General features: G+C 67.7%; 19 protein-coding genes. 9 read left to right on the top strand and 10 right to left on the bottom strand.

Going from position 1 to position 24556, the window contains the following annotated elements:
• Positions 1–46 precede the first annotated feature (46 nt).
• Together FX134_RS05360 and FX134_RS05355 are read right to left on the bottom strand one after the other, a co-directional pair.
• Positions 47–1342 (bottom strand): chloride channel protein, encoded by a 1296-nt coding sequence (locus tag FX134_RS05360; protein WP_080798702.1) that lies wholly within the window; start codon positions 1340–1342, stop codon positions 47–49.
• Positions 1343–1353: 11 nt separating this feature from the next.
• Positions 1354–2364, bottom strand: a complete 1011-nt coding sequence (locus tag FX134_RS05355) for a P1 family peptidase (protein WP_080798699.1) — start codon at positions 2362–2364, stop codon at positions 1354–1356.
• A gap of 167 nt (positions 2365–2531) precedes the next feature.
• Here FX134_RS05355 and FX134_RS05350 point away from each other — a divergent pair, with 167 nt between their 5' ends.
• The 3 genes from FX134_RS05350 (at position 2532) to FX134_RS05340 (ending at position 5696) form a co-directional block, all read left to right on the top strand.
• The gene (locus FX134_RS05350) at positions 2532–3917 is read left to right on the top strand and encodes a sodium-dependent transporter (RefSeq protein WP_080798695.1); all 1386 of its coding nucleotides are present in this window, start codon (positions 2532–2534) and stop codon (positions 3915–3917) included.
• Positions 3918–4032: 115 nt separating this feature from the next.
• Positions 4033–5097, top strand: a complete 1065-nt coding sequence (ychF, locus tag FX134_RS05345) for a redox-regulated ATPase YchF (protein WP_080798692.1) — start codon at positions 4033–4035, stop codon at positions 5095–5097.
• Positions 5098–5204: 107 nt separating this feature from the next.
• A complete protein-coding gene (locus FX134_RS05340; RefSeq protein WP_080798687.1) occupies positions 5205–5696 on the top strand; it encodes a hypothetical protein in 492 nt (163 codons plus the stop codon).
• Between the two features lie 279 nt (positions 5697–5975).
• Here the strand turns inward: FX134_RS05340 and FX134_RS05335 are convergent, their stop codons facing one another.
• On the bottom strand, positions 5976–6902 hold the full coding sequence (locus tag FX134_RS05335) for an alpha/beta fold hydrolase (protein WP_080798684.1): 927 nt from the start codon (positions 6900–6902) through the stop codon (positions 5976–5978).
• Between the two features lie 175 nt (positions 6903–7077).
• Here FX134_RS05335 and FX134_RS05330 point away from each other — a divergent pair, with 175 nt between their 5' ends.
• On the top strand, positions 7078–8196 hold the full coding sequence (locus FX134_RS05330; RefSeq protein WP_080798680.1) for an aldo/keto reductase: 1119 nt from the start codon (positions 7078–7080) through the stop codon (positions 8194–8196).
• 151 nt (positions 8197–8347) lie between these two features.
• On the top strand, positions 8348–8965 hold the full coding sequence (locus tag FX134_RS05325) for a 7-cyano-7-deazaguanine synthase (RefSeq protein ID WP_080798676.1): 618 nt from the start codon (positions 8348–8350) through the stop codon (positions 8963–8965).
• A 60-nt stretch (positions 8966–9025) separates the two neighbouring features.
• Here FX134_RS05325 and FX134_RS05320 read toward each other — a convergent pair whose 3' ends face one another.
• The 3 genes from FX134_RS05320 to FX134_RS05310 form a co-directional block, all read right to left on the bottom strand.
• Positions 9026–9667: a helix-turn-helix domain-containing protein gene (locus FX134_RS05320; protein ID WP_080798672.1), complete on the bottom strand. Its 642-nt coding sequence runs from the start codon at positions 9665–9667 to the stop codon at positions 9026–9028.
• A complete protein-coding gene (locus FX134_RS05315; protein ID WP_080798669.1) occupies positions 9648–10325 on the bottom strand; it encodes a DUF3990 domain-containing protein in 678 nt (225 codons plus the stop codon). Before FX134_RS05315 ends, FX134_RS05320 begins: the two co-directional genes overlap by 20 nt.
• Positions 10326–10407: 82 nt before the next feature.
• On the bottom strand, positions 10408–13842 hold the full coding sequence (locus FX134_RS05310; RefSeq protein ID WP_172623393.1) for a 5'-nucleotidase C-terminal domain-containing protein: 3435 nt from the start codon (positions 13840–13842) through the stop codon (positions 10408–10410).
• 99 nt (positions 13843–13941) lie between these two features.
• Between FX134_RS05310 and FX134_RS05305 the strand changes: the two genes are divergently transcribed.
• A complete protein-coding gene (locus FX134_RS05305; protein WP_087881535.1) occupies positions 13942–15258 on the top strand; it encodes an amidohydrolase family protein in 1317 nt (438 codons plus the stop codon).
• A 266-nt stretch (positions 15259–15524) separates the two neighbouring features.
• Here FX134_RS05305 and FX134_RS05300 read toward each other — a convergent pair whose 3' ends face one another.
• Positions 15525–16412 (bottom strand): proline iminopeptidase-family hydrolase, encoded by an 888-nt coding sequence (locus FX134_RS05300; RefSeq protein ID WP_080798660.1) that lies wholly within the window; start codon positions 16410–16412, stop codon positions 15525–15527.
• Between the two features lie 231 nt (positions 16413–16643).
• Here FX134_RS05300 and FX134_RS05295 point away from each other — a divergent pair, with 231 nt between their 5' ends.
• Positions 16644–17189 carry a HigA family addiction module antitoxin gene (locus FX134_RS05295; RefSeq protein ID WP_232050847.1) on the top strand — a complete coding sequence of 182 codons (546 nt, stop codon included), beginning with the start codon at positions 16644–16646 and terminating at the stop codon, positions 17187–17189.
• 331 nt (positions 17190–17520) lie between these two features.
• A complete protein-coding gene (gene recQ, locus FX134_RS05290) occupies positions 17521–19446 on the top strand; it encodes a DNA helicase RecQ (RefSeq protein WP_080803797.1) in 1926 nt (641 codons plus the stop codon).
• On the opposite strand, the gene FX134_RS05285 is transcribed toward recQ, so the two are convergent.
• The gene (locus FX134_RS05285) at positions 19443–19853 is read right to left on the bottom strand and encodes a pyridoxamine 5'-phosphate oxidase family protein (protein WP_197735968.1); all 411 of its coding nucleotides are present in this window, start codon (positions 19851–19853) and stop codon (positions 19443–19445) included. The genes recQ and FX134_RS05285 overlap by 4 nt on opposite strands.
• A gap of 190 nt (positions 19854–20043) precedes the next feature.
• On the opposite strand from FX134_RS05285, the gene FX134_RS05280 reads away from it, so the two are divergent.
• Positions 20044–21240, top strand: coding sequence for an amidohydrolase family protein (locus FX134_RS05280; RefSeq protein ID WP_080798657.1), 1197 nt, complete (start codon positions 20044–20046; stop codon positions 21238–21240).
• 16 nt (positions 21241–21256) lie between these two features.
• Here the strand turns inward: FX134_RS05280 and FX134_RS14995 are convergent, their stop codons facing one another.
• Both FX134_RS14995 and FX134_RS05270 read right to left on the bottom strand, forming a co-directional pair.
• On the bottom strand, positions 21257–22810 hold the full coding sequence (locus FX134_RS14995) for a helix-turn-helix transcriptional regulator (protein ID WP_143412139.1): 1554 nt from the start codon (positions 22808–22810) through the stop codon (positions 21257–21259).
• Between the two features lie 105 nt (positions 22811–22915).
• Complete coding sequence (locus FX134_RS05270; RefSeq protein ID WP_232050846.1) at positions 22916–24433, bottom strand: flavocytochrome c; 1518 nt, start codon at positions 24431–24433, stop codon at positions 22916–22918.
• Positions 24434–24556: the final 123 nt, after the last annotated feature.

The following is a 24556-nucleotide window of genomic DNA, read 5'->3' as shown; positions in this document are numbered from 1 at the left end:
CGCTCAGGATGACAACCAGTGCTTTGTTTGCTCGGACAGCCTGCAGTCACGATTGTGCGGCGGGGGCGCTTTGCTCTTCTTGCGAGGCCTTCGCCTGCTTGCGTAGGCCCTTCGGCAGGGGGATGGCGGCGCCCAGGGCGGCGCAGGCGAACATGACGACGACGCCTTTCACGGGGAAGCAGAGGAACAGCAGCAGCACGGCCATGAGCGGCTGGCGCATGACGGCGCCCACGAGGGCGGCCGTGCAGGCACAGAGGCAGAACACCGGGTCGGCGCCGGTGAGCGCGGCCATGCCGTAGCCGATGGAGATGCCGGCGAAGATGACGGGGAAGAAATGCCCGCCGCGCCACCCGAAGCGGATGCACAGCGGCGTGACCAGCACCTTCGCAAACCCGGTGCCGATCAGCGCGAGCGCGCTCATGGCGGTCCACACCTCGTTCAGCTCCTCGGCCTGCGTCTCGCCGGCGAACATCGTGAACGGCAGCAGGATGCCGAAGGCCGCCAGCACGAGGCCGGCGATGAGCGCCTTCACGACGGGGCGGTCGCCCATCCTGTCCGCGAGCCGCTCGAACAGGCCGTCGAACACGCCGAAGAGCCACCCCGCCGCCGCCCCCGCCAGCGCAAGCGGCGCGAGCCAGATGAGCTCGGTCACACCCACGTGGATGTCGGTGTAGCGCGGCAGCGACATGCCGCCGCCGATGAGGGCCGAGAGCCCCAGGAACGCCCCGAGCGCGCCCGCGATGGCGCAGAAGTACACGACGATCTTCGAGTTCTTCGGCAGCGTGATGGTTTGGGCGTCCGTCTCGCGTCCGTTATCGTCCTTCCCGTCGCCGTAGAGCGGCGCGGCGAAGCCGAACAGGGGAGCGGTGAAGATAGCCGACAGCGCCGCCATGGTTCCCACCGACGTGAGCTGCTGGAAGTCCGCGCCGAAGCGCTTCATGCGGTCGCCCACCCATGTGCAGATGCCCGCGATGGCGCCGGTGAGCCCGGCCTCGGGCCCGATGGAGCCGCCGAAGAACAGCGGCAGCAGCGCGGCCATGCTCATGCGCCCGAGCTTGTCGTACTCGTAGCGCCCGTCGCGCTTCACCTTGCCCATGACCTCGTTCAAGTCCTCCGGATAGGGGCCGAACTTCTTGGCGAACAGCCCGATGACCAGGCCTCCCGTCAAACAGGCCAGAAGCGGGAAGAACATCCCGAAGTGCGATCCCAGCCGGTTCCAGACAAACGAGATGCCCAGGTTCATGGCGAACAGGAGCGCCCACACGAACGCGCCGGCCACCGCGCCGGTGACGACGACGGCCAAGACGAACAGCGTGCGGTTGGCGAGCTTCGTCGATTCCATGGACGCCTCCTCTAGCGCCCGCCGGCCAGGTCGCGCGCCGCGGGCAGCCCGTAGGCGCCCTCGGCCTGCTCGACCGCGCGCACGAGGGCGCCCTGCATGGCCTCGGTGGCCAGCACGGCCACGAGGTCGTAGTCGGCCTCCACCTCGCCCGAGGCGAACGTGAACACCGTGTCGCCGTCGTTGGAGGTGTGCACCGGTTTGATGGCGCGCGCGAACGCGTCGTGGACGACGGAGGACGCCTTCGTAGCCTGCGCTTTCGTGAGGCGCGCGTTCGTGAGCACGACGCCGATGGTGGTGTTGGCGCACGGCCCCGCCGCGCCCGCTGCCGCCTCGGCCGCGCCCGCGCCCGCCTGCGCCGCCGCGAGCGCCGCGAAGGCCGAGAGCGGGTCCATGACGCCCCCCTCGTCATCGCGGCAGCCGGCTATCCACGTCCCCTCCGCGTCGCGCACGCACCCGAGCGCGTTCACGGCCACGATGGCCACCGCCGCGAGCCCGCCCAGGCGCAGCCCGCACACGCCGAGCCCCGCCTTCATGGCGCGCTCGCCGCCCAGAAGCTTGCCGACCGTGGCCCCGCAGCCCGCGCCCACGTTGCCCTCGGCCACCGGCTCGCCCGCCTCCCGCGAGAACGCCGCGGCGCAGGCCTCGCGCCCCATGGCGGCGTCGGGGTGGGCCATCTCGCCTACGAGCAGGTCGAACAGGCAGGCGCCCACCACGATGGGCACGCGCGCGCCGCCCACGGGAAATCCGATGCCGCGCGCGGCGAGCTCGTCCATGACGCCGGTGGAGGCCGCCAGCCCGAAGGCGCTGCCGCCCGAGAGCACCACGGCATGCACGGCCTCTATCATGTTCTCGGGCTTGAGCAGGTCCGTCTCGCGCGTGGCAGGCCCGCCGCCCCGCACGGCCACGCCGCAGGCCGCTCCCTCGGGCGCGACGATGACGGTGCATCCCGTGCCCGCTTCGGCGTTGTGCGCGTGCCCGCAGCGGAAGGCGGGAAGGTCGGCGAGGGCGGCTGGCTGGAACATGGTTTCCTCCTTGAGCGGTTTTCGTGCGCACCATTGTACACCGGCTCGCCGCCCGGTCGCAGCCCTATCCTCCCATGCGGCGCTTTCTGCGAAAAGAGGGGTCGATGCTGCGCGTTTCCGGTTATAATGCTCCCTTTGGAAAGCATAGAACAGCAAGGGGTTCGAGAATGGCTTCAACGCATATGCCCGTCGTCCGCTCGAAGTGGTCGGGCAAATGGGCGTTCATCCTGGCTGCGGCGGCCTCCGCCGTGGGCCTGGGCAACATGTGGCGCTTCCCGTATCTGGCTGCGAAGTACGGCGGCGGCACGTTCCTGATCACCTACCTCGTGCTCGTCTTCACGTTCGGCGTGTCGCTTTTGCTGTTGGAGACGGCGCTCGGGCGCAAGACCGGCCAATCGGCCATCGGCGCGTTCAAGAGCTTCGGCAAGAAGTACGCCTTCATCGGCGTTCTGGCGTCGGCCGTGCCGTTCATCATCACGCCGTACTACTGCATCATCGGCGGCTGGGTGACGAAGTACGCGGCCTCCTACCTATTGAACGGCCCCGAGGCGCTCGCCGACGGAGGCGGTTTCTTCACAGGCTTCATCTCGAGCAACGTTGAGAGCTACGTGTGGATGATCCTGTTCATGGTGCTCGTATTCCTGGTGGTGTCGCTCGGCGTGAAGGGGGGCATCGAGAAGGCGAACCTCTTCATGATGCCGGCGCTCATCATCATGGCGGTGGGCATCGCGCTGTACACGCTCACCATGCCGGGCGCGCTGGAGGGGGCGCTTTACTACCTCGTGCCGGACTTCAGCAAGTTCTCGCCCGAACTGGTTATCGGGGCGCTCGGGCAGATGTTCTACAGCCTGTCGCTGGCCATGGGCATCATGATCACGTACGGCTCCTACCTGGACAAGAAGTCCAGCCTCACCTCGAGCGTCGCGCGTATCGGCGGCTTCGACATCGGCGTGTCGTTCCTCGCTGGCCTCATGATCGTGCCGGCCGCGTTCGTGGCCATGGGCTCGGGCGAGGCGGTGGCGGCCAACTCCGGTCCCTCCCTCATGTTCATCACGCTGCCGGGCGTGTTCGCCGACATGGGCGGCGCGGCCACCGTCGTGGGCTTCCTATTCTTCCTGCTCGTGCTGTTCGCGGCGCTGACGAGCGCCATCTCGCTCACCGAGACGTGCGTGTCCATCGTGCAGGACGGCATGGGCTGGCAGCGCCGCAAGGCGTTCATCGCGGTCATGCTCGTGGTGGCGGTCGCGGGGCTGTTCGTGAACGCGGGATACAACGGGCTGTCGTTCATCGAGCCGCTTGGGCCGGGGTCGAGTCTGCTCGATTTCTTCGACTTCCTGTCGAACTCGGTCATCATGCCCATCGTGGCGCTTCTGACCTGCGTGTTCGTCGGGTGGATCATCAAGCCCAAGGCCATCGTCGACGAGGTGCGCGCGTCAAGCCGCTTCAGGCTGGCGGGCGCGTGGACCGTCATGATCAAGTTCATCGCGCCGGTGCTCGTGGTGGTCATCCTGGTGGCGTTCGTCGCCCAGACGTTCGGGTTCATCAGCTTCTAGCGGGTCGCGCCCGCACGCGGGGAAACGGGGAATATCGGGCGCGGCGGCTTACAGGTCGCCGCGCCTTTGCTATCATGAGGGTCATACGTCCAAGCTCGCTTGAGAAGGAAGTTCCATGTCGCTTTCCATCGGTATCGTCGGCCTGCCGAACGTCGGCAAGTCCACGCTGTTCACGGCCCTCACCAACAAGGGCGGCCTCGCGGCCAACTACCCGTTCGCCACCATCGAGCCCAACGTGGGCATCGTGCCGGTGCCCGACGCGCGGTTGGACGCGCTCGCTGAGATCGACCATCCGGCGCGCATCGTGCCGGCCACGGTGGAGTTCGTGGACATCGCGGGCCTCGTGGCGGGCGCGAGCCAGGGCGAGGGCCTGGGCAACCAGTTTTTGGCGAACATCCGCGAGACGGACGCCATCTGCGAGGTCGTGCGCTTCTTCGGCGACCCGGACGTCGTGCACGTGGCCGGCAAGGTGGACCCGCTTTCCGATGTGGACACCATCAAGACCGAGCTCATCTTGGCCGACATGGCCACGCTCGAGAAGGCACTGCCGCGGCTCGAGAAGGAGGCCAAGCGCGACAAGGCCGGCGCCGCCAAGGTGGCCGCCGCGCAGAAGGTGTTCGCGGGCCTGAACGAGGGGCACCGCGCCCGCACGCTCGACCTCACCGACGACGAGCGCGCCGCGCTCTACGATTTGCACCTGCTCACGATGAAGCCGATGCTCTACATCGCCAACGTCGACGAGGACCAGCTGGACGCCGACCTGCCCGAGATCGACGGCTGCGCGCCCGTGCCCATCTCCGCGAAGGTGGAGGCCGACCTGGCCGAGCTCGACCCGGCCGAGGCGCGCGAGTACCTGGAGGCCATGGGCCTCGAGGAGAGCGGCCTGGCCCGCCTCGTGCGCGAGGCGTACAAGCTGCTGGGGCTGCAGAGCTACTTCACCAGCGGCGAGACCGAGACGCGCGCCTGGACCATCCCCATCGGCGCGAAGGCCCCGCAGGCCGCCGGCGTCATCCACACCGACTTCGAACGCGGCTTCATCAAGGCCGAGACGGCCGCCTTCGAGGACTACGTGGGCCTCGGCGGCGAGAAAGGCTGCCGCGACGCCGGCAAGCTCCGCCAAGAAGGCAAGGAGTACGTCGTGCAGGACGGCGACGTCATGCACTTCAAGTTCAACGTGTAGGAACTCCGTTGAATGTGGTAAGGTTTCTGATGAGTAAGCGCTGGAACGGTGAGTATTTCACCTACCTCCGGCGCTTTCTTTGTTTTCGGTCTTGGAGGGGGATTCGAATGAACGACTTCGTCCAGGCGTTGGTGAGCGACGGTAGGAGTCCGGAGCTGCCGGAGGAGCACGACTGGTTCGGGAGGCTCGTCGGCAGTTGGAGGCTCGACTACTTCGACCGCAACCTGGGCTCATCGGTCGAGGGGGAGTGGATCTTCGAACGGGTGCTCGAGGGCATGGGCATCCAGGACGTGATCATCCTGCCCGCTCGCGACGCGCGGACGGAGACGCCGCATCCCCTCACCGAGTACGGCACGTCCCTGCGCATCTTCAACTCGGACACGCGCGCATGGGACGTCGCCTACGGCTTTGCGGGGAAGATATTCCGGCTTGAGGCGCGCAAGGAGGGCGACATGGTCGTCCTCACGAATCTCGCCGACGAGCGGCATAAGTGGGTGTTCGTCTCCATCGAGGACGACCGCTTCCATTGGCAGAACGTCAACGTGCGCGACGACGGCACCTGGCACGTGAATGCCGACATCTACGCCGAGCGCGCGTAGCCCGAGGACGAGCTTTCGCACGCGAATCTGCTTCGGCGATACAAAACATGCCCTCGTGCGAACGCTTCGACGAGGATTCTTTCAGCGAGAGTTTCACGACCTGGGCAAACGCGGGCTCTCTTGTCCGTCGGGAAGCCGCGAGGTCTTCCAGGGGCCCGCTAGGTTTCGCACGAGGGCATGTTTTGTGCTCAGCGCCTTCGTTTTCGTGCACGCTGCCGCGTGTTCCTGTTGAAGCGAAGCCCCCGCGGATCGGGGCGGGGCCTTCGCGCGTCATGTCGCTTACAGGTGCATCAGCAGCCAGCTGATGAGGTCCTCCTCTACCTCGAACTTGAGGTCGTCGTAGTTGTGGATCTCGTGGCGGTAGCCGGGGTAGAGCTTCGTCGTGACCTCATGTCCCGTGTCGGCGAGCCAGTTCGCGCACGCATACACGCCCTCGCCGTAGTTGCCCACGGGGTCCTGGTCGCCGGCGATGCAGAGCACGGGCAGGTCGGCGGGTACCTTCTCGGCCCATTCGGGGCCCTCGATGACCAGCATCATGTCGATGAAGTCGCGCAGGCTCACGTTGTGCGTGGGGTGGGTGAACGCGTCGAAGGGGTCCTCCGCGTGGTCCTTCTGCACGTACGGGTCGTGGCAGATCCACTCGTTGCCCAGCGCGGCGCCCTCCTCGCAGCGGGCGAACATCCAGCCCATCAGCTCGCCCACGAAGGCCGGGTCGCTCTCGTGGCCCTTGCCGGCAGCGATGGCCTCGTCCAGCTTCGCGCGCACCTCGGCGGTGTTCTTGAAGATGCCGGTGGTGCCGCAGTACACGGCGCCGGTCAGCTCGTCGCCGTACTTCGCGCTGAAGTCGCGCGCGATCATCGAGCCCATCGAATGGCCGAACAGGAAGTAGGACAGGCCGGGGTACTTCTCGCACACAAGATCCTTGAACCGCTTCTCGTCCTCCATCATGGTATGCGGCCCCGCGTCGCCCCAGTCTCCCCAGGTGTCGTTCGCGATGGCCGTGGCGCCGTGGCCCACGTGGTCGTCGGCCGCCACGATGAAGCCGGCGTCCATGAGCGCCACGATCATATGGAAGTAGCGGCGGGAGTGCTCGCCGAAGCCGTGGATGAGCTGCACCACGCCCTCGGGCTCGCAGGCGGGGACGTAAATCCACCCCGTCACCTGGTCTCGGTCGTTCGACGACGGAAAGCGGATTTCGTGCAGCATGGCAGATCCCTTCTCTCGAAACGTGTCCGAGCCCGGCGCCAGCCCGGGCGGTCTGCGCCTATTATCGCACCTGCGAGGCCCTTCCGGCAGCGCGTTTTCCGCAGAGCGCATTGCGCGCAGCGGCGTTTTCGCGATAATGGGAGGCAGGAAGAGTCGAAGGGCGAAGGGGGACAAGGTGGACAAGATCGGAAGGCTCGGCTTCGGGTTCATGCGCTTGCCGGAGGTCGAGGCGGCGGATGGCTCCAAGGAGATCGACCTCGACCAGGTGAAAGAGATGGTCGACCTGTTCATGGACGCGGGCTTCACGTACTTCGACACGGCGCGCGGCTATCACGGGTGCCGCTCGGAGGCCGCGCTCAAGGCGGCGCTCGTCGACCGCTACCCGCGCGAGTCGTTTCAGATCGCCACGAAGCTGCCGGCGTGGATGGCGAAGGACGCCGACGAGGCGCGCGCCATGTTCGACACGTCGCTCGAGCAGACGGGCGCGGGCTACTTCGACTACTACCTGCTGCACAACCTGGGCGAGGACCTCACCGCGCCGTTCGAGGAGTACGGCCTGTGGGAGTTCGCGCTGCGCAAGAAGGAGGAGGGCCTCATCCGCAACTTCGGCTTCTCCATCCACGACAAGGCCGACGCGCTCGAGGAGGCGCTCGCGCGTCACCCCGAGGTCGACTTCGTGCAGCTGCAGATCAACTACGCCGACTGGGAGAGCGAGGTGGTCGAGTCGCGCAAGTGCTACGAGGTGGCGCGCGCTCACGGGCTGCCGGTGGTCATCATGGAGCCCATCAAGGGCGGCTCGCTGGTGAAGCTGCCCGACGAGGCCGCAGCCGTCCTGCGCGAGGCTGATCCGAGCCAGTCGCTGCCCTCGTGGGCGCTGCGGTTCGCCGCGTCGCTGCCGGGCGTGCTCACCGTGCTCTCGGGCATGTCGATGCCTGACCAGGTGCGCGAGAACGTGTCCATCATGGGCGAGGGCTTCGCGCCGCTGTCGGACGCCGAGCTGGACGCGCTCGCCCGCGTGCGCGCCATCCTCGACGGCATGCCTACGGTGCCGTGCACCGATTGCCGCTACTGCCTGAAGTCGTGTCCGCAGGGCGTGCGCATCCCCGCCGCGCTCGCGTCGCTCAACATCCTCGCGCTCTATCGCGACGAGCATCGCGCGCAGGAGAACTACGACTGGAACGCCGAGGACGGCCCCGCGTCGTCGTGCATCGCCTGCGGCGCCTGCGAGAACGTGTGCCCCCAGCACATCGAGATCGTGAAGGAGCTCGCGCGCGCCGCCGAGCTGTTCGAGTAGGGACGACGCGGGTTGTCATCCTGAGCGAGCGAAGCGTGTTCGTTGGATCCTGTGCGGTGCTAACAGGAAGCCTTCCAGCTGGCGCCGCCTGGGATCCTTCGACTCCGCGCTGCGCGCTCCGCTCAGGATGGCAAATGGAAGAGAGGGCTCGATGACGATAAAGACAGGTCCCGGCCAGGAGCTGGGGGCGGAGGGGCTCGCGGAGTTCTTCGCGCGCACGCCGCGGCTGGCGGTGGCGTTCTCGGGCGGGTGCGATTCGTCGTACCTGCTGGCGGCCGCCGTCGCGGCGGGCTGCGACGTGAAGGCGTATATGGTGGACACGGCGTTCCAGCCCGCCTTCGAGCTAGAGGACGCGCGGCGCGTCGTAGAGGCTTGCGGTGCCGAGTTCGAGGTGATCGAGGCCGACGTGCTGGCCGAGGCCGCCATCTGCGCGAATCCGGCCGAGCGCTGCTACCTCTGCAAGCGCTTCATCTTCGGAACCATCCTCGAGCGCATGGCGCGCGACGGCTACGACGTGCTGGCCGACGGCACGAACGCCTCGGACGACCCTGCGCGCCGCCCCGGCTTCCGCGCGCTCGCGGAGCTCGGCGTGGTGTCGCCCTTGCGCCGCGCCGGCATGACGAAGGACGAGGTGCGCGCCGCCTCCCGCGCGCTCGGCGCGCCGACGGCCGACAAGCCCAGCTTCTCCTGCCTGGCCACGAAGGTGCCCGAAGGCGAGCCCATCACCGAGGCGTCGCTCGATGAGGCCCGCCGTACCCGCGGGCTCTGACACGCCCGGCGGCAGGGCGGTCCTCGAGACCGAGCGTCTGCGGCTGCGCGAGTTGATATCCTATGCGTGCTCGATCAGATCCGCCGGTTCGCAGGCGAGCGCCTTGGCCAGCATCAGCACGTATTCGACCTGCGCCTTGTTGATGTCCTTCTGGCGCTGCTCGTATTGCTGGATGGTGCGCTTCGGCACGCCCGAAAGCTCTGCGAGCTCCTTCTGGCTCAGCCCCGCCTTTCGGCGCCGCATCTTGAGGTTGGTGTCCGGTTTGGCGGCGCGGCGCATCTCGTTCATCTTGTCGACGAACTGCCGGATGTCCATTTCGTGGTAGGGCGAGTACAGCGCCCTGATGTCGACGATCGGCACGTAGGCGACGATGTCTTCGAACGGAAGCGCCGTCTCCCATTGGTAATAGGCGAGCGCCCAGCCGGCCCAATACTCTGCGCTGCGCTCCATCGAATACGTCGGCTTGACGCGCTGCGCCCGCCCTTCCACCTGCTCAAGGACCTCGTAGGCGATCTCCACGCCCGATTTGCCGGCAAGGACGGAGAAATCGCCTTCTTCGAAGCGCTTGGCCATGTCGGACCGGATGAACAGGTCGAAAAACCGCGCGAGATCGTAGCCGAGGTCGTTCACGGCGAAGTCGAGCATCCTGGCCAGCGCGGCCCGCGCTTTCTCCAAGTAGAGTTTATCGTAAGCGCGGATCATCCGCTTTCATCTCCTCGTCGATGATCTGGGGAATGTAAAGATCGCCGCGCATCCGCCTGTTTCGCTCCACGTCGAAATACTCCCTGCGGGCGGCCTTGTCCCGCTGCTCCTTCCTCGCGAGCCATTCGCTCGTCCTTGCAACCTCAAAGCCGAGGAAGCGGATCCTTCTGAACGCCTCCTCGCTTTTCAGCACGAACTGCTGCCCGAGCTTTCCCAAACGCAGCGCATTCGCCAATTGCCTGAGCGAGATGGTGCCGTTGAGAAAATCCTGCGCGAACGAGAAGTAGCTGTCGTCGGCTCGATAGCCGACGATGATGTCGTGCGAGGCGTAATCGACGCTGAAGTTGGACAAGAGGTACTCCTTAGCCTCGAGCGCAAGCCCTGCCGGCATGTCGAACTCGCGATTCTCCAGCAGCACGGCGAGCCAATGGAGGATGCAAAGCGAATCGTCGTTCAGGTCGAGGATGGCAAGCCCGTCGCACTCGATCTCGTACTTGTTCGCATAGCCGTCCTTGTCGCGGCTGACGCCCCATTCCTTTGCCATCTCCAGGCTCTCGGTGCAGTAGAAGCCCAGGCCGTAGTCATTGTAGGCTTTTCCGTAACCGTAAAGCGGTTGCTCGATGATATTCGACGACCCGTGATAGATGCGTTTGAGCATGGTTTTCGAGGCCTCCTTTCTGTGACTACTATACTCCTTTGGGAGTATAGTAGTCAATCAGATTAACTTTGGTCGCTAGCGGTCACTTTGCCGTTCGTTGGCGGATTCTCTCGACGATGGGGTGCCTTGGTCGCCCGTTGACGACGAGGGCGGCGAGGGCGCAGAGGGCGAGCGCGCCGGCGGCTGCGGCGGCGGGGGCCGTGGGGTCGCCGGTGGGGGCGAGCGCTTTGCCGCCCGGCTCAGCCTCGGGTTGCGGCTGCGGCGCGGGATCCGGCCCGCTCTTCACCACAATGCGACCCGCGCCGTTCTCGTTCGCGTAGGCGGAATCCGCGGCCACGACGCCGCCCAGCTCGCCTTGCAGGTACGAGATGAGCGCCTCGTAGTCGAGCCCCTGCTCCGCCACCAGCACCTTCGCGTCCTTGAACATCGAGAGGCCGTCGCCGCCGTCGCGCAGCAGGTACGTGATGGACGCGACGCGGTAGGTGGCGTCCGGATCAAGCGGATGCCCGTTCGTCAGCACGTTCTGCACACGACGCGGCCCTTCGACGCCTGCGAAAGCGCCCTGCGCATCCAGCTTCACCGGCGAGGGGATATCGGTGCGCACCTCGAAGGAGAGGCCCGAGGTCTGCAGGAAGGAGCCGCTCGGCTCGGGCAGGTTGCGCACGCCCATCTCGAGCGCGTCGAGCACGGCCTGTCCGCTGGCCTCCACCATGCAGAGCGCGTTGGCGAACGGCAGCACCGCGATGGCATCGCCGTACGTGATGTCGCCGGGAGCCACGTCCGAGCGGATGCCCCCGCCGTTTATCAGCCCGATGTCGGCCCCGAGCGCCGCGCGGAAGGAGTCGGCCACGAGGTCGCCCAGGTTCGTCTCGCGCGTGCGCACGGCCCAGGTGAACCCGTCGTCTTCAAGGGCGCGCAGCCTCACCTCGCTGCGCGCCGCCACCACGTCGAGCGTTTTGGCCAGCTCGTCCTCGATGCCCTGGATGAAGGCGGCGGTGCCCGCGTCCTGCGCGGCCGGCGGCTTCACGAGCTCGGCCGTCACGGTGTCGGACACGGGATCGATCACGATCTTCCCGTAGGTTTGCAGCTGCGTGCCGGTCTGGGCGAGCATCACCTCCTCGCCGTTCGCGTTCGCAACGCGCTTTTCGTAGCGCTCGTGCGAATGGCCGTCGATGACGACGTCGATGCCGGAGGTGTTCGCGATCACCGCGCTCGCGCGCCACTGCGCCGCGACGCCCTTCTCGCCCAGGTGGGCGAGGGCCACCACGTAGTCGGCCCCGGCGGCGCGCGCGTCGTCCACGGTTTGCTGCACGCGGCCGTAGAGCGCGCGCCCCGTCTCGTCCTGGCAGAAGCCGTAGACCAAGTTGCCGTCCGCGTCCTTGAAGTGGGCGGGGTTGGAAGCCGTCAGAGTTTCGGGCGTGGTGATGCCCACGTAGGCCACCTTCGTGGGCCCGTAGGACTCCATCACGTAAGGGGCGAACTCGGTCGCGCCGGTCGCCAGGTTGTCGAAGTTGCACGACGTGTACGTCGCGTTCGCCTTGCCTGCGAGGAAGCGCAGCCGGTCCATGCCGTAGTCGAACTCGTGGTTGCCGGGCGCGGCCACGTCGTAGCCTACCTGGTTCATGATGTCCACTAGGTGCTCGCCTTTCGACAGCGTGCCGATGGGCTTGCCCTGCACGGCGTCGCCCGCGTCCACGAGCGCCACGTTGCCCGCGCCGAACGCAGCCTCGGCCTCCTTCTTGGCCGCGGCCACCCCGGCGTAGCCGATGCTCGTCGCCTCGCCGGTCTCCTTGTCGAAGGCCTCGTCCACGCCGCAGTGCACGTCGTTGGTGTGCAGGATGGCGAAGGGCTGCGGCGCCTGAACGGTGTAGGCCTTCAGCGTGGCGTTGTTGAACCAGAAGTTGTAGCTGTCGCCCTCGTCGCCCATGTCGTCGAGGGCGAGGTCGTACCAGGTGTCGATGCCGGTGGCTGCGTCGGCGTAATAGCTTTGGCCAGGTTCGCACGCTGTGTCTGCAAGTTCGTACGAGCCGTCGTCGCACTCGGCGGATATCTGGTACGCGCCATCCGCAAACCGAACGGTGGACACGATTGAGAACGTGTCGCCCGGCTCCACCTCGAACGCCGCATCGCCTAGCTCGAAGGTGCGATACCCCGCGTAGTCCAGGGTCTGGGATGTGCTCCACATGAGCTCGCCGCTGGCAGGGTCGAGCCTTCCCGTATTGGGGACGACGGACGAAGGGTTCTTGTACACGGCCACGTCGATGGTGCTGCCCGCCTCGTTCACGAGGGCGCCCACTGCGCTCACGCGCTCGTTGCCGCGCGCTTCGAACACGTTGGCGAACCGCATGGCCGTGTCGCTGTACCACCATCCGTCGCCCATGCCCGCGCCGTCGTACTGGTAGATGCCGTCGTAGGCGTGCTCGGCGCCGCCCGTCGCGTACGTCGCGTCCTCGGCCACGTAGGACGTGAGGTCGCACAGGGTGGTGTCGTAGTAGGACAGGTAGAAGCAGCCCCCGTCGCCCCAATCCTCGCCCCAGCTGTTCTTGACGATCCATGCGCCGTCGCCTGCAGGGGCGGAGAACACTGCCGGGAACTTCTCCTTCTCGAAGCCGTCGTCCCATCCGACGATGGTCACCTGGTGGTTCGACACCTGCGCGGCGGTTTGGTGCGGTCTGTACGGGTATGCGCAATAGTAGGCATTGTTCTCGTGGTTCCAGAAGAGGGATGACTCGTCGCCTTGGCTTAAGGAGAAGTACGCCGCGTCCACCGCGCCGTGCTCCATGATGGCGGTCTTGACGGCGTCGACGGCGGAGGCGTCGCGCGCGTGGTCGTAGCCTCCGGTCGCCTCGTTGTAGGTGAAGACGTTGACCTCGGGCAGGTAATAGACGTTTTGGGCCCGGATGTCCGAGCGCGTGCGCAGGCTGTCGTCCAGGCCGCCCATGCCCGCTTCGGCCTGATGAGGAGCGGCCGCCTCCTCGACGGCGCCGTACCCGCGCATGAGCGTGGCCGCGGCCTTGTCCCGCGTGCCGCCTTGCGCGTAGGCGTCCTTGCCGCTCTTGGTGACGAACGTGTCGCCGGCCGCCCACAGGCTCTCGCCGTCGCTGTCATCGGTGCCGTGGTAGGCGAACCAGGCCAGATGCCGCTCGGCGAGGTCGATGCCGCCTGTGGCTTTGCCCGTTTTGAGCAGGTTCGACTCAAGCGACGACAGCGTGCCGAACGCCCAGCAGTCGTTGTAGACCCCCTGGTTCTTCACGCCGGCGACGTCGCCCGTATCGCGCAGGTCGTACTTCTCCGGCGGCGCGGCGAACGTTGCGATGCCCGCGTTCGGGTTGTACGCCGCACCGTCGAACGGGACGAACGCGGGCCCCCGCTCGGTTTGCGCGACGGTGCCCGCGGGATGCTTCGCGGATGCCGCAGGTTCGGCGAGGGCGGTCGAGAGGGGCAGCGCAGCAGCGAGCGCGACGGCTATCGCGCTGGCGAGAAGCGTGAGGCGGCGGCGCGGGAAGTCGTTTCTCATGGATCGTCCTTCGCTCGATGATGGTGATAGTATAGCGCGCGATGGCGGATGCGGGCGTATACTGAGCGGAGCGAATCGGGCGAGAAAGGCGGTAGGAAGATGGCGTACGTGTTCACGCATGCGACGGTGCTCGACGGCACGGAGCAGATGGAGCCTCAGCCCAACATGACGGTGGTGGTGGACGACGATAGACGCATCGACCGCGTGGGGCCCGCTGCCACCACGGTGGGGCCGGCCGGCGCGCGCGAGATCGACCTCGCTGGCGCGTACCTCATGCCGGGGCTGGTGAACGCGCATGTGCACCTGTGCGGCTCGGGCAAGCCCATGAGCGCGGGCGGGGCGGGCGACCTCATCGACAAGGTCACCAGCAACCCGGTGGGAATGTGGGCGCTGCGGCGCATGATCCGCAGCCACGCGCAGGCCCAGCTGGCCAGCGGCGTGACCACCGTGCGCAGCGTGGGCGACCCCGGCTTCGCCGACGTGGACGTGCGCGATGCCATCAACGCCGGGAGGTTCCCCGGGCCGCGCCTGCTCACGTCGGGCACGGGCGTCACGGTGTCCGGTGGCCACGGCGCGGGGCTGTTCGCGCGCATCGCGAACACGCCCGAGGAGGCGCGCGAGATCGTGCGCACGTGCTTCGCGCGCAAATGCGACCTGATCAAGCTGTTCATCACGGGCGGTGTGTTCGACGCCGAGGTGCCGGGCGAGCCGGGCGTGCTGCGCATGTCGCCGGACATCGCGAGCGCCGCGGTAGACGAGGCGCATAAGCTGGGCCTCCCCACGGCCGCGCACATCGAGAGCGCCGAGGGCGTGCGCGTGGGCCTCGAGGCCGGCGTCGACACCATCGAGCACGGTGCGGAGCTCGACGACGGGCTGCTGGCGCTCTTCAAGAAGAACGGCGTCGGCTGCGCCTCGTCGCTCACCTGCACCGTCTCGCCTGCCCTGCCGTTCGTTGAGCTGCCGCCTGAGAAGACGAAGTCCACCGAGGTGCAGAAGGAGAACGGCCGCATCGTGTACGAGGGCATCGTGCGCGCCGCCCAGCAGGCGCTCGCGGCCGGCATCCCGGTGGGGCTCGGCACCGACTCGTCGTGCCCCTACATCACGCACTACGACATGTGGCGCGAGGTGGTGTACTTCGAGCGCTTCGTTGGTGCCTCCCGTCAGCAGGCCCTGCACACGGCCACGCTCGGCAACGCGCGCATCCTGGGGCTGGGGGAGGAGACGGGATCGGTCGAGGAGAGCAAGGCAGCCGACCTCATCGTGACCAGGGAGAACCCGCTGGAGAACCTGGAGGCCCTGCGCGATGTGACCCTGGTGATGGCGCGCGGCAAGCTCGACGAGCATCCCCGTGTGAAGCGCATCCCCGAGCTGGACGCCGAACTCGACGGCTTCCTGCCGCGCCCCGTGTCGTCCTGAGCGGGCGAACTCTCCTTTTTGTCTAAGCGTCTGAGCGAGCGAAGCGGTCCTTCCTCTTGTCATCCTGAGCGAGCGAAGCGGTCCTTCCTCTTGTCATCCTGAGCGAGCGAAGCGGTCCCCCCTCTTGTCATCCTGAGCGGAGGCCGCAGGCCGGAGTCGAAGGATCCCCTGCGGCGTTAGCCGGAAACCTCACAGCTGGCGCCGCAGGGAATCCTTCGACTCAGGCGGCTTCGCCGCCTTCGCTCAGACAACCGGGGCGCGCCGTCTTACTCGTGGCGGCTCATGAAGTCCTCGACGGCTTCCAGGCACTCGTCCTTGTGCGTGACGTTGGCGATGTGCGGCGCGCCCTGGATGAGCGTCCACTCGCAGCCGGGGATGAGGTCGACACCCTCCTTCACCACGAGCGGCGTTCCCTCGTCATCGGTGCCCGAAAGCGCCATGCATGGCACCTTGATGTTCTTCACGCCCTCGCGGATGTCCCAGTCCTTCATCTTGCCAGTGACCACGAACTCACTCGCGCCCTGCATGACCATATAGCATTCGCCCACGCCGGCGAACGTGTCGTTGATGTAGTCGGGGTAGTCCTTCTCGTACACGCCCACCACGTGGCGCTTGTAGTACTCGTCGTAGGCGGCCTTCGCCTCGGGCGTCTCGTAGTCGCCGGTGCGCTCGGCTTCGGCGATGGCCTTCTGCATATCCTCGGGCATGTACTTGATCAGGCGGTTCGCCTCGGAAAGCCACGTGGGGATGTACACGGGCGACGAGTTGATGGTAAACGAGTTCACGCCGGTGTCATCCTTCATCATGCAGAGCATCCCCAGCATCCCGCCCCACGAGTTGCCGAACAGGTGGATGTCGTCCAGGCCCAACGCCTCGCGCACCGTGTAGAACTCGTTCACCCACAGGTCGTAGGTGTAGAAGTCGTCCTCCTGGTGGGGGATCATCGACTTGCCGCAGCCTATCTGGTCGTAGAACACCACCTGGCGGCCGTAGCGGTCGGCCAGCTCGGCGTAGGGCAGGAGGTAGTTGTGGCAGTCGCCCGGGCCGCCGTGCAGCACGAGCAGCGTCTTCTTGCCCGGCGCGTTCTCGCCCACGATCTTGCAGTAGGTCTTGAATCCGAGGTAGTCCACGTACTCTTCGCGAATGTTGGCCATGGGGCCTCCTTCCGGTTCGGCGGTCGGCCGGCGCCGCCTCGCGCGACGCCCGGGCCTGTGCATCACTATACGGGGGAGGGTCGGTTTTCGCAACTCGATTCGCTTGACACTTGTCACGTGACGCATTACAATCATGCTATGATCAAGACGTTCTCACAGAGCAGCGCGGAAAGCCTTTTCTCGGACGGGGCGCACGGAGCCGCGTCCCGCAGCGTCGTGCGCGGGATGGACATGGTCGATGCGGCGATCTCGTTGGCGGACGTGCGCGGATCGTTCGGCGGCAGGATGCGCGCCGTGGACGAGCGGGAAGGCGGCCGGTGCGCCGTCGCGATGGAGGACGGGCAGCTCCTCCAGTTTCGATTCGAGGACGGGAACGCCTTCGACGTGGGGTTCATCGAATCGGAGCGGGAGCGCGAGAAGGGCCCGAGCCGGCAGCTGACCATCGTGGCGCGTCGGCCCACGCATCCCGGCGAGGTGCTGCGCGAGGAGCTCATGCCCGCTTATGGGCTCACAGTGGCGGGCCTCGCGAAGCGCCTCGGCGTGTCGCGCCAATCGGTGAACGAGCTCGTCCGCGAGCGCCGCGCGTTGAGCACCGACATGGCCCTGCGCCTCGCCCGCCTGTTCGGAACCTCGGCCGAATACTGGCTCGCCCTGCAGCGCGGCGTCGACCTCTGGGACACGCTTGAGCTGCGTCGCGAGGATCTGGACGCCATCGAGAGCGTGGCGGATGGGGGTTGCGACGACGAAGGAAGCGAGAAAGAGGGCTGCGGCCGATGAGGTGATCCCGCGTTCGGAGTTTGAACTCCCCTGAGGCCCGGATCGTGGAACCTGCGCTTCGCACTTGCCGGCTCTTCGCTTTGAACTGCCGTGATTTCCTCGGTAGTTGAGGCTTCGTCTACCCTTCCTCCGGAAAGAGTATTCGAATCAGGGGAGTTGTCGGAAGCGGGCGGCTCTGTTAAATTCAGGATTTCTGAATTTAACAGAGCCGCCCGATGGGATGTAGCGAAAAGCTATCTGCGCAGGACGTACAAGAACGATTTCGAGAAGCGCTTGGAAGAGGGCGGGCTGCTCTAGCCCTCCTCGGCCGTTCGAAGGGAGCATGGCAGGCATGGCGGACGACAGCGATCTCGCGCGGCGCGCGCTCAAGGAGCATTTCGGCTACGACGGGTTCCGGCCGGGGCAGGCGGGAGTGGTGGACGCCATCCTCGCCGGCCGCGACGCGCTCGCGGTCATGCCCACGGGCGCGGGCAAGTCGGTGTGCTACCAGGTGCCCGGCATCGTGATGGACGGGCTCGCGCTCGTGGTGAGCCCGCTCGTGTCGCTCATGGGCGACCAGGTGCGCGCGCTCCTCGACGCGGGCGTGCGCGGCGCCTACCTCAACTCCACGCTCACGCCCGGCCAGCAGGCCACGGTGCTGCGCCGCGCGCTTGCGGGCGCCTACCAGATCATGTACGTGGCGCCGGAGCGGCTGGCCGATCCGCGCTTCCTTGAGTTCGCCGCGCAGGCGGCCATCCCGCTCGTGGCCGTGGACGAGGCGCACTGCGTGTCCCAATGGGGGCAGGACTTCCGCCCGTCGTACCTGGCCATCGGCGACTTCATCGCGCAGCTGCCGCAGCGCCCTGTCGTGGCGGCGTTCACCGCCACGGCCACCGAGCGCGTGCGCCGCGACATTGTGCGGCTCTTGGATCTGCGCGATCCCTACGAGGTGGTCACGGGGTTCGACCGTCCGAACCTCTACTTCGGCGTGGAGCGCATGGAGCCGAAGAAGAAGCTCGCCTGGATCGGGAGCTACGCGCTAGCGCACCCGGGTGATTCGGGCATCGTGTACTGCTCCACCCGCAAGGACACCGACAAGGTGCATGCCGCGCTCGTCGCTGCCGGCGTGCGCGCGGCGCGCTACCATGCGGGCATGCCGGCGGCCGAGCGCACGGAGAGCCAGCGCGCGTTCATCGCCGACGACGCGCCGGTGATGGTGGCCACGAACGCGTTCGGCATGGGCATCGACAAGTCCAACGTGCGCTACGTCATCCATCACAACATGCCCGGCAGCATCGAGGCCTACTACCAGGAGGCGGGCCGCGCCGGGCGCGACGGCGAGCCGTCCACGTGCATGCTTCTGTGGAGCGACGGCGACGTGTCCACCTGCCGCTTCTTCATCGAGCAGGAGTCGGGCAACGAGGAGCTCACGCCCGAGGAGGCCGACGCCGTGCGCGCCTCGCGCCGCCGCCTGCTCGAGGCCATGACAGGCTATTGCCACACCACAGGCTGCCTGCGGCGCTACATCCTGAACTACTTCGGCGAGGACGAGGCGGACTCGGCGCTGCGCGCCTCCGCTCAGGATGGCAAGGGGTGCGCCAACTGCTCCAACTGCGAGGGCGCCTTCGACGCGGTGGACGTCACGGGCACGGCGCGCGCGGTCATGCGGTGCGTGAAGGAGCTGCGCGGGCGCTTCGGCAAGGGCGTCGTGGTGGACGTGCTGCGCGGGTCGAAGAGCGCGAAGGTGCTCGACCTGCATCTGGACGAGGCGGCCAGCTACGACACGGTGGACGCGTCGGCTGCGCAGGTCAAGGAGGTCATCGAGCTTCTGGCCGCCGGCGGCTACCTCGTCATCGCCGAGGGCGCGTACCCCACGGTGGGCCTCGGCCCGCGCGCCCGCGAGGCTGCGGCGGAGGGCTTCTCGCTCACCATGAAGAAGGTCGTGCGCAAGGCCGAGCGCGTGCGGAGCGCCGGGGGCGCGGGCCGCGTGTTCGGCGGCTCGGGCACGGCGGCCGCATCGGGCGAGGCCGACCCGGAGCTCTTCGAGCGTCTGCGCGCGCTGCGCAAGCGCCTGGCCGACGAGGCCGGCGTGCCTCCCTACATCGTGTTCTCGGATGCCACGCTGCGCGACATGTGCGTGCGGCGCCCCGCCACCGACGACGAGTTCCTCGAGGTCAGCGGCGTAGGCGCCACCAAGCTCGCCCGCTACGGCGAGGCCTTCCTCGAAGAGCTCGCCGCCTGGGAGCATGAGGGCGACGACGCCCGAAAGGAGGGCTAGAACTCCACGACGCGGGGCGCGCCCGAGTAGTCGCAGAACGCTGCCGAGACGTTCTCCAGGGCCACGGCCTCGCAGTTGCCGTCGTCGGGGTCGTACATGCTATGCAGCTCGGGGTAGTCGGCGAGCGCCGCCACACGCGCCTCGCGGCGGTCGTCGCGCACGGCATCGGCGGAAAGCCGCAGCCACGACATCCCGTCGGCGCTCGCAGCCGAGATGGCGATGCGCGGATGCGCCATCATCTCCTTGAACACCGCCTTCGAGTTGCCCGTCTGAATGATGAGCCGCCCGTCGAACTTCGCGACGGTGCCGAAGGGCCGCACCTGCGGGTCGCCGTTCGCGTCCACGGTGGCCAGGTAGTAGGTGGGGTTCTCCTTGAGGTAGGCCAGCACTTCGTCCATGGGTTCCATGCCTGCTCCTTTCGGTCGGGTGATCGTCCCGGCCCCGCGCGCGAGCGGGTCCCGTCGGGCTCCCGTCCAGTATACGCTCTTCGGCTCGGGCGTGCGCTCGGCCGCCGCTGCGTGCTAGACTCGCCTTGATGCTGGTTTGCTGTGATCGAAGCCCTATCATCAAGGATCGCACCGCAGGAAAGGGGAGCATATGAACGACGGACACGCGCGCCGCGGAGAACTGCCCAGGGACGAGGGAGCGCCCATCTCGCGGCGGCGCTTCGTGGAGCTGGCCGCCGCCGGAGCCGCTGCGGGAACGCTCGGCATGCTGGGGGGATGCGCCGTCCCGAACGCGGGAGCGGCAGGCGAGCCGGAAGGCTCCGAGCAGCCGCCCGCCGGCGAGGCCGCCGCGCCGCAGGCCGAGCAAGCCCCGCAGACGCCCGCCGCAGCCCAGCCGGCCGAGGGCGTGCGCTACGACGTGGTGGGCAGCCACCTGCACTACGTGGACTTCCTCCAGCAGACCGACGGCTACGAGGCGCTCACGCTGGCCATGGACGCCTGCGGGGTGTCGCAGGCCGTGATCTTCGGCATGGCCATGGCCAAGCAGTGGGACGAGGACGCCGACAAGGCGCCCAGCTACTATCTCAGCAACGACTCGCGCTGCTACTACTATTCCGGCACCGACTTCCTCACCATCGAGGACCTGCTGGCCCAGCCGCCCGAGGTGCGCGGGCGCTTCTTCCCGTTCATCTGCGGCATCAACCCCAACGACCGCTTCGCCGCCGACCACATACGCCAGCTGCTGCGCATCTACCCCGACACGTTCGCCGGCATCGGCGAGCTCATGAGCCGCCACGACGACCTCACGGCGCTCACGTACGGCGAGCCGCCGCACCTCGACCACCCGGCGTTCCTCGAGATCTTCGACCTGGGCGCCGAGCAGGGGCTTCCCGTGCTCGTGCACCACAACATCACGGCGGCCAGCACGCCGGAGGTGCTCTACCTCGACGAGCTGAAGGCCGCGCTCGCGCACAACCGCGACTGCAAGCTCATCTGGGCGCACATCGGCATCTCGCGGCGCGTGGAGGTGCCGCACCTGGCGTCCATCGCCGACGAGCTGCTGAGCCAGAACGAGAACCTGTGGATCGACATCTCGTGGATCGTGTACAACTACTACTTCCTCGAGGAGAACCCCGACGGCTTCAAGGACGGCGACACGATGGACGACTGGGCGGCGCTCATGGAGAAGTGGCCCGACCGCTTCATGGTGGGCACCGACAAGGTGGGCCACTGGGGAACCTATCCCGAAGAGGTGACGAAGTACTACGCGCTCCTGGACAAGCTCTCGCCCGAGACCGCGCAGAAGCTCTGCCACGACAACATCCTGGGGCTGGTCAAGCGCTACTGAGCGAACTGCGCCTTGATCAGCGGTTCCCTAGCGTCTGCGCCGGCTGCTCGTCCAAAAGGTCGAGCAGCTCCTGCTTGCTGTGGACGTCGAGCTTCGCGTAGATGTTCTTCACGTAGGTGCGCACCGTGTTCTCGGAGATGAACAGCTTCTCCCCGATGGCGGTCTTGCTGCGCCCCTGGGCCAGGTGGCTCACGACCTCGGCCTCGCGGTCGGTGAGGAGGTAGCGCGCCTGCAGAAGCCCGATGCGCTCGGCCAGGGAGTCGCGCGCCGGGCCCTCCTCCTCGGCTGCGGCGGCGGGCGCTGCGCCGGCCTCCACGGCGATCCGCTCGCGCCAGCGCGACGCGCCGCCCGCGGTGCGGAAGTCGGCGAACAGCGGCCTGGTCGAGGGCAGCGAGTCGCTCAGCAGAAGCGCCATGCTGGCCGCCACCAGAAGCACGATGCCCACGGTGACGAACACGGCCTCGGTGGTGTGCGGCTCGGCGATCCAGATGAGCGCGCGGCCCACCTCGCGGGGCAGGATGTGCGCGGCCCAGGTGACGCCCAGGATGATATAGGAAGGCACGCTGCTGTGGCGCGCCACGTCGTAGGCGCTGAACCAGAGGAGCCCCACGCTGAACGTGTTCGCCACGGCGATGAGCGTGGCACCCGCCGGCGTGAGCCCGGCGTCGAGCGTCGCCAGCACCAGCACGCCCGCCGCTATGAGCGTGACCGAGACGTTCCACAGCGTGGAGAACTTCACGGTGCGCCGCGCGACGAGCGCCCACCAAATCAGGCCGAAGGAGAGCGCCGCGGCGGCGAGCTGGTGGATCGCCTGGAAGGCGAGGGGCAGCTCGATGGACTGCCCGGACGGGAATCCGCGCGCGATGCCGAGCGCGAGGTTGAAAAGCGCGATGCCCGCGACGAGCCGCACGAACGTGGAGCGGGGCTCGCGGTCGTAGGCGCGCTCCTCCCCGGCTCCCTCCGGCCGCGCCCCGGCCAGCCGCTCGCGCTCGTCCACCAGGCGGTGCGCCCGCTGGCAGGCGATGAGCGAGAGTGCCGGCATGAGCATGGCCACGAGGTAGGTGAGGTAGGCGGGCGCGAGCCCCAGGAAGAAGCCCGCGACGGAGCTTGCCCCGAGCGAGAGGAACGCGTAGAGCAGCGCCTCCCCGGCGGCGAGGCGCACGTACAGGGTGATCCACATGCCGCCGCCCCATGCGATGCCGAACCCCGCGAGCAGGCACGCGGCCTCCACGAGGCCCGGCGCCGGCGCCTCGGCGTCGATGAGGAACAGCGCGCTCGCCAGCGTCATGGCCACGGTCGAGCCCCAGGCGAGCCTCCGCTGCGCCGCGGGCGAGAATCCGCGGCGCACGACGAGCGCGATGAGCACGGCTATCACGAGCACGCGGAACAGGTTGGTGGCGATGGTCACGACGCCCGAGTCGGTGGACGCGTAGCGGTCGTAGAGGTTGCACTGTATCCAGATGCGCACGGCCACCAGGCCGAGCATGTTCACGGAGAACAGGGGCAGGTACTCCGCCATGAAGCGTCCGAACCCCTTCGTCGCGGAATCTGCCGCAGCCGCCTTCTCCATCGAGCCTCTTCCTCCGTTTCGTCTGACGGGGAAAGCATACCATAGGAAGGCGCGCCGGGCATGCATCGCCCGGCGCGCGAGGAGGGAGGGGAGGCGTTCGAGCCGCTACGCCAGGCCGAGGAACCCGAGCGCGGTCTCGGCGGCGCGGTGGCCGAACACGTTGATGTCGCAGATGGCGTTGCCGCCCAGGCGGTTGCCGCCGTGGATGCCGCCCGTCACCTCGCCGGCCGCGAACAGGCCGGGGATGGGCTGGCCGGCCGCGTCGAGCACCTGCGCGTCCACGTCGATGCGCAGGCCGCCCATGGTGTGGTGGATGCCCGGCGCCACCTTGATGGCGTAGAAGGGCGCGTTCACGATGGGGTTGCGGCTCTTCCAGCGGCCGAACGGGTCGTCGGCGCCGCTCTCGATGGCGGAGTTGTAGGCGTCCATCGTGGCCGTGAAGTTGTCCGTGCTGGTGATCTCCAGCTGCGCGCCCAGGGCCTCGATCGTGTCGGCGCTGATGAGCAGGCCCTTCTTCTCGAACTTCTCCTTGATGGACTTGTTGTCGTCGTAGACGTGCTTGTCGAACACGGCGTAGGCCCACCCGCCCGGCTGCTCCCACTCGGCGGCCGATACCACGTCGCGGGTGAGCAGCTCGTCGGTGAAGCGGTTGCCCTCGGCGTTCACGAGCACCGCGCTGTCGCCGCGGATGCCCTCGCTGAGCAGGATGGACGTGCCCTGCTCGACGGTGGGGTGCACCTGGATCTGCTCGATGTCCACCGTGTCGGCGCCTACGGCCTGCCCGAGCAGGATGCCGTCGCCCTGCGCGCCGGGCTGGTTGGTGGTCACGGCCTCGCGCAGCTCGGGGCGGTACTGGGCCAGCATCTCGTGGTTCGCGCCGAAGCCGCCGGCGGCGATGACGATGGCGGGCGCGTGGTAGTCCACCAAGCGTCCGCTGCGGTCGTCGAGGGCCCGCACGCCGGCGATGGCCCCGTCGTCGCCGGCGAGGATCTCCTGCACGTCCATGTGGGTGACCGCGTCCACGCCGCGCTCGGCGCACTGGTCGCACATGTGCTTGACCAGGTACTTGCCCACCGCGCTGCCGTCCTCGGGGCGGTGGATGCGCGGCACCGACGCGCCGCCGGATGTGGAGATCTTCGTGAGGTGCATGCCGCGCTCGGCCAGGCGCTCGATGGCGGCGTTGGAGTTCTCGCACATGTAGCGGATGAGCTCCTTGTTGCCCAGCTCGTGGCCGCCCTTGTACGTGTCGGACGCGAACAGATCCACGCTGTCCTCGACGCCCTCCTCCTCTTGCAGCTTCGTGCAGCACGCGTTCATGCCGCCCTCGGCGAAGCAGGTGTTGCCGCCCGCCACGGCCATCTTCTCCAGGAGGATGACGCGCGCGCCGCCGTCGTGCGCGCTCATGGCTGCCGTCATGCCCGCGCCGCCCGCGCCGATGACGATGAGGTCGAAGGACCCTCCGTCCTGCGCCTCGCTCGCGTCGGCCTGCTTCGGCGCGCAGCCCGTGAGCCCCGCGAACGACAGCGCGGCGAGCGCTCCCGTGCCGAGCGCCCCTCGCATGAAGTCGCGGCGGTCGATGGCCTTGCCCGTGCGCATCCCGGCGTTGCGTCCTGCCTTGCCCATGATGGATCCCCTTTCGGTTCGGTTCGTTTCGTTTCGGGAGCCCTCCCTCGGCATCCCCGTCGATGCGGCCCACGATACGGCCGCCCGCTGTTTCGCGGAAGCGCAGTTTAGGGTGGGAAGGCC

This window comes from Arabiibacter massiliensis, assembly GCF_902386925.1.
Taxonomy (GTDB): domain Bacteria; phylum Actinomycetota; class Coriobacteriia; order Coriobacteriales; family Eggerthellaceae; genus Arabiibacter; species Arabiibacter massiliensis.
The sequence above is the reverse complement of the archived record's forward strand: the minus strand, read 5'-3'. Positions and strand labels throughout refer to the sequence as shown.

Coding starts and splice junctions, on each gene's coding strand:
- FX134_RS05295 (WP_232050847.1), top strand. CDS start 16,644: ATGGTCGATGCGGCGATCTCGTTGGCGGACGTGCGCGGATCGTTCGGC.
- FX134_RS05360 (WP_080798702.1), bottom strand. CDS start 1,342: ATGGAATCGACGAAGCTCGCCAACCGCACGCTGTTCGTCTTGGCCGTC.
- FX134_RS05300 (WP_080798660.1), bottom strand. CDS start 16,412: ATGGCCAACATTCGCGAAGAGTACGTGGACTACCTCGGATTCAAGACC.
- FX134_RS05305 (WP_087881535.1), top strand. CDS start 13,942: ATGGCGTACGTGTTCACGCATGCGACGGTGCTCGACGGCACGGAGCAG.
- FX134_RS05350 (WP_080798695.1), top strand. CDS start 2,532: ATGGCTTCAACGCATATGCCCGTCGTCCGCTCGAAGTGGTCGGGCAAA.
- FX134_RS05315 (WP_080798669.1), bottom strand. CDS start 10,325: ATGCTCAAACGCATCTATCACGGGTCGTCGAATATCATCGAGCAACCG.
- ychF (WP_080798692.1), top strand. CDS start 4,033: ATGTCGCTTTCCATCGGTATCGTCGGCCTGCCGAACGTCGGCAAGTCC.
- FX134_RS05340 (WP_080798687.1), top strand. CDS start 5,205: ATGAACGACTTCGTCCAGGCGTTGGTGAGCGACGGTAGGAGTCCGGAG.
- FX134_RS05320 (WP_080798672.1), bottom strand. CDS start 9,667: ATGATCCGCGCTTACGATAAACTCTACTTGGAGAAAGCGCGGGCCGCG.
- FX134_RS05270 (WP_232050846.1), bottom strand. CDS start 24,433: ATGGGCAAGGCAGGACGCAACGCCGGGATGCGCACGGGCAAGGCCATC.
- FX134_RS05280 (WP_080798657.1), top strand. CDS start 20,044: ATGAACGACGGACACGCGCGCCGCGGAGAACTGCCCAGGGACGAGGGA.
- FX134_RS14995 (WP_143412139.1), bottom strand. CDS start 22,810: ATGGAGAAGGCGGCTGCGGCAGATTCCGCGACGAAGGGGTTCGGACGC.
- FX134_RS05285 (WP_197735968.1), bottom strand. CDS start 19,853: ATGGAACCCATGGACGAAGTGCTGGCCTACCTCAAGGAGAACCCCACC.
- recQ (WP_080803797.1), top strand. CDS start 17,521: ATGGCGGACGACAGCGATCTCGCGCGGCGCGCGCTCAAGGAGCATTTC.
- FX134_RS05325 (WP_080798676.1), top strand. CDS start 8,348: ATGACGATAAAGACAGGTCCCGGCCAGGAGCTGGGGGCGGAGGGGCTC.
- FX134_RS05310 (WP_172623393.1), bottom strand. CDS start 13,842: ATGAGAAACGACTTCCCGCGCCGCCGCCTCACGCTTCTCGCCAGCGCG.
- FX134_RS05355 (WP_080798699.1), bottom strand. CDS start 2,364: ATGTTCCAGCCAGCCGCCCTCGCCGACCTTCCCGCCTTCCGCTGCGGG.
- FX134_RS05335 (WP_080798684.1), bottom strand. CDS start 6,902: ATGCTGCACGAAATCCGCTTTCCGTCGTCGAACGACCGAGACCAGGTG.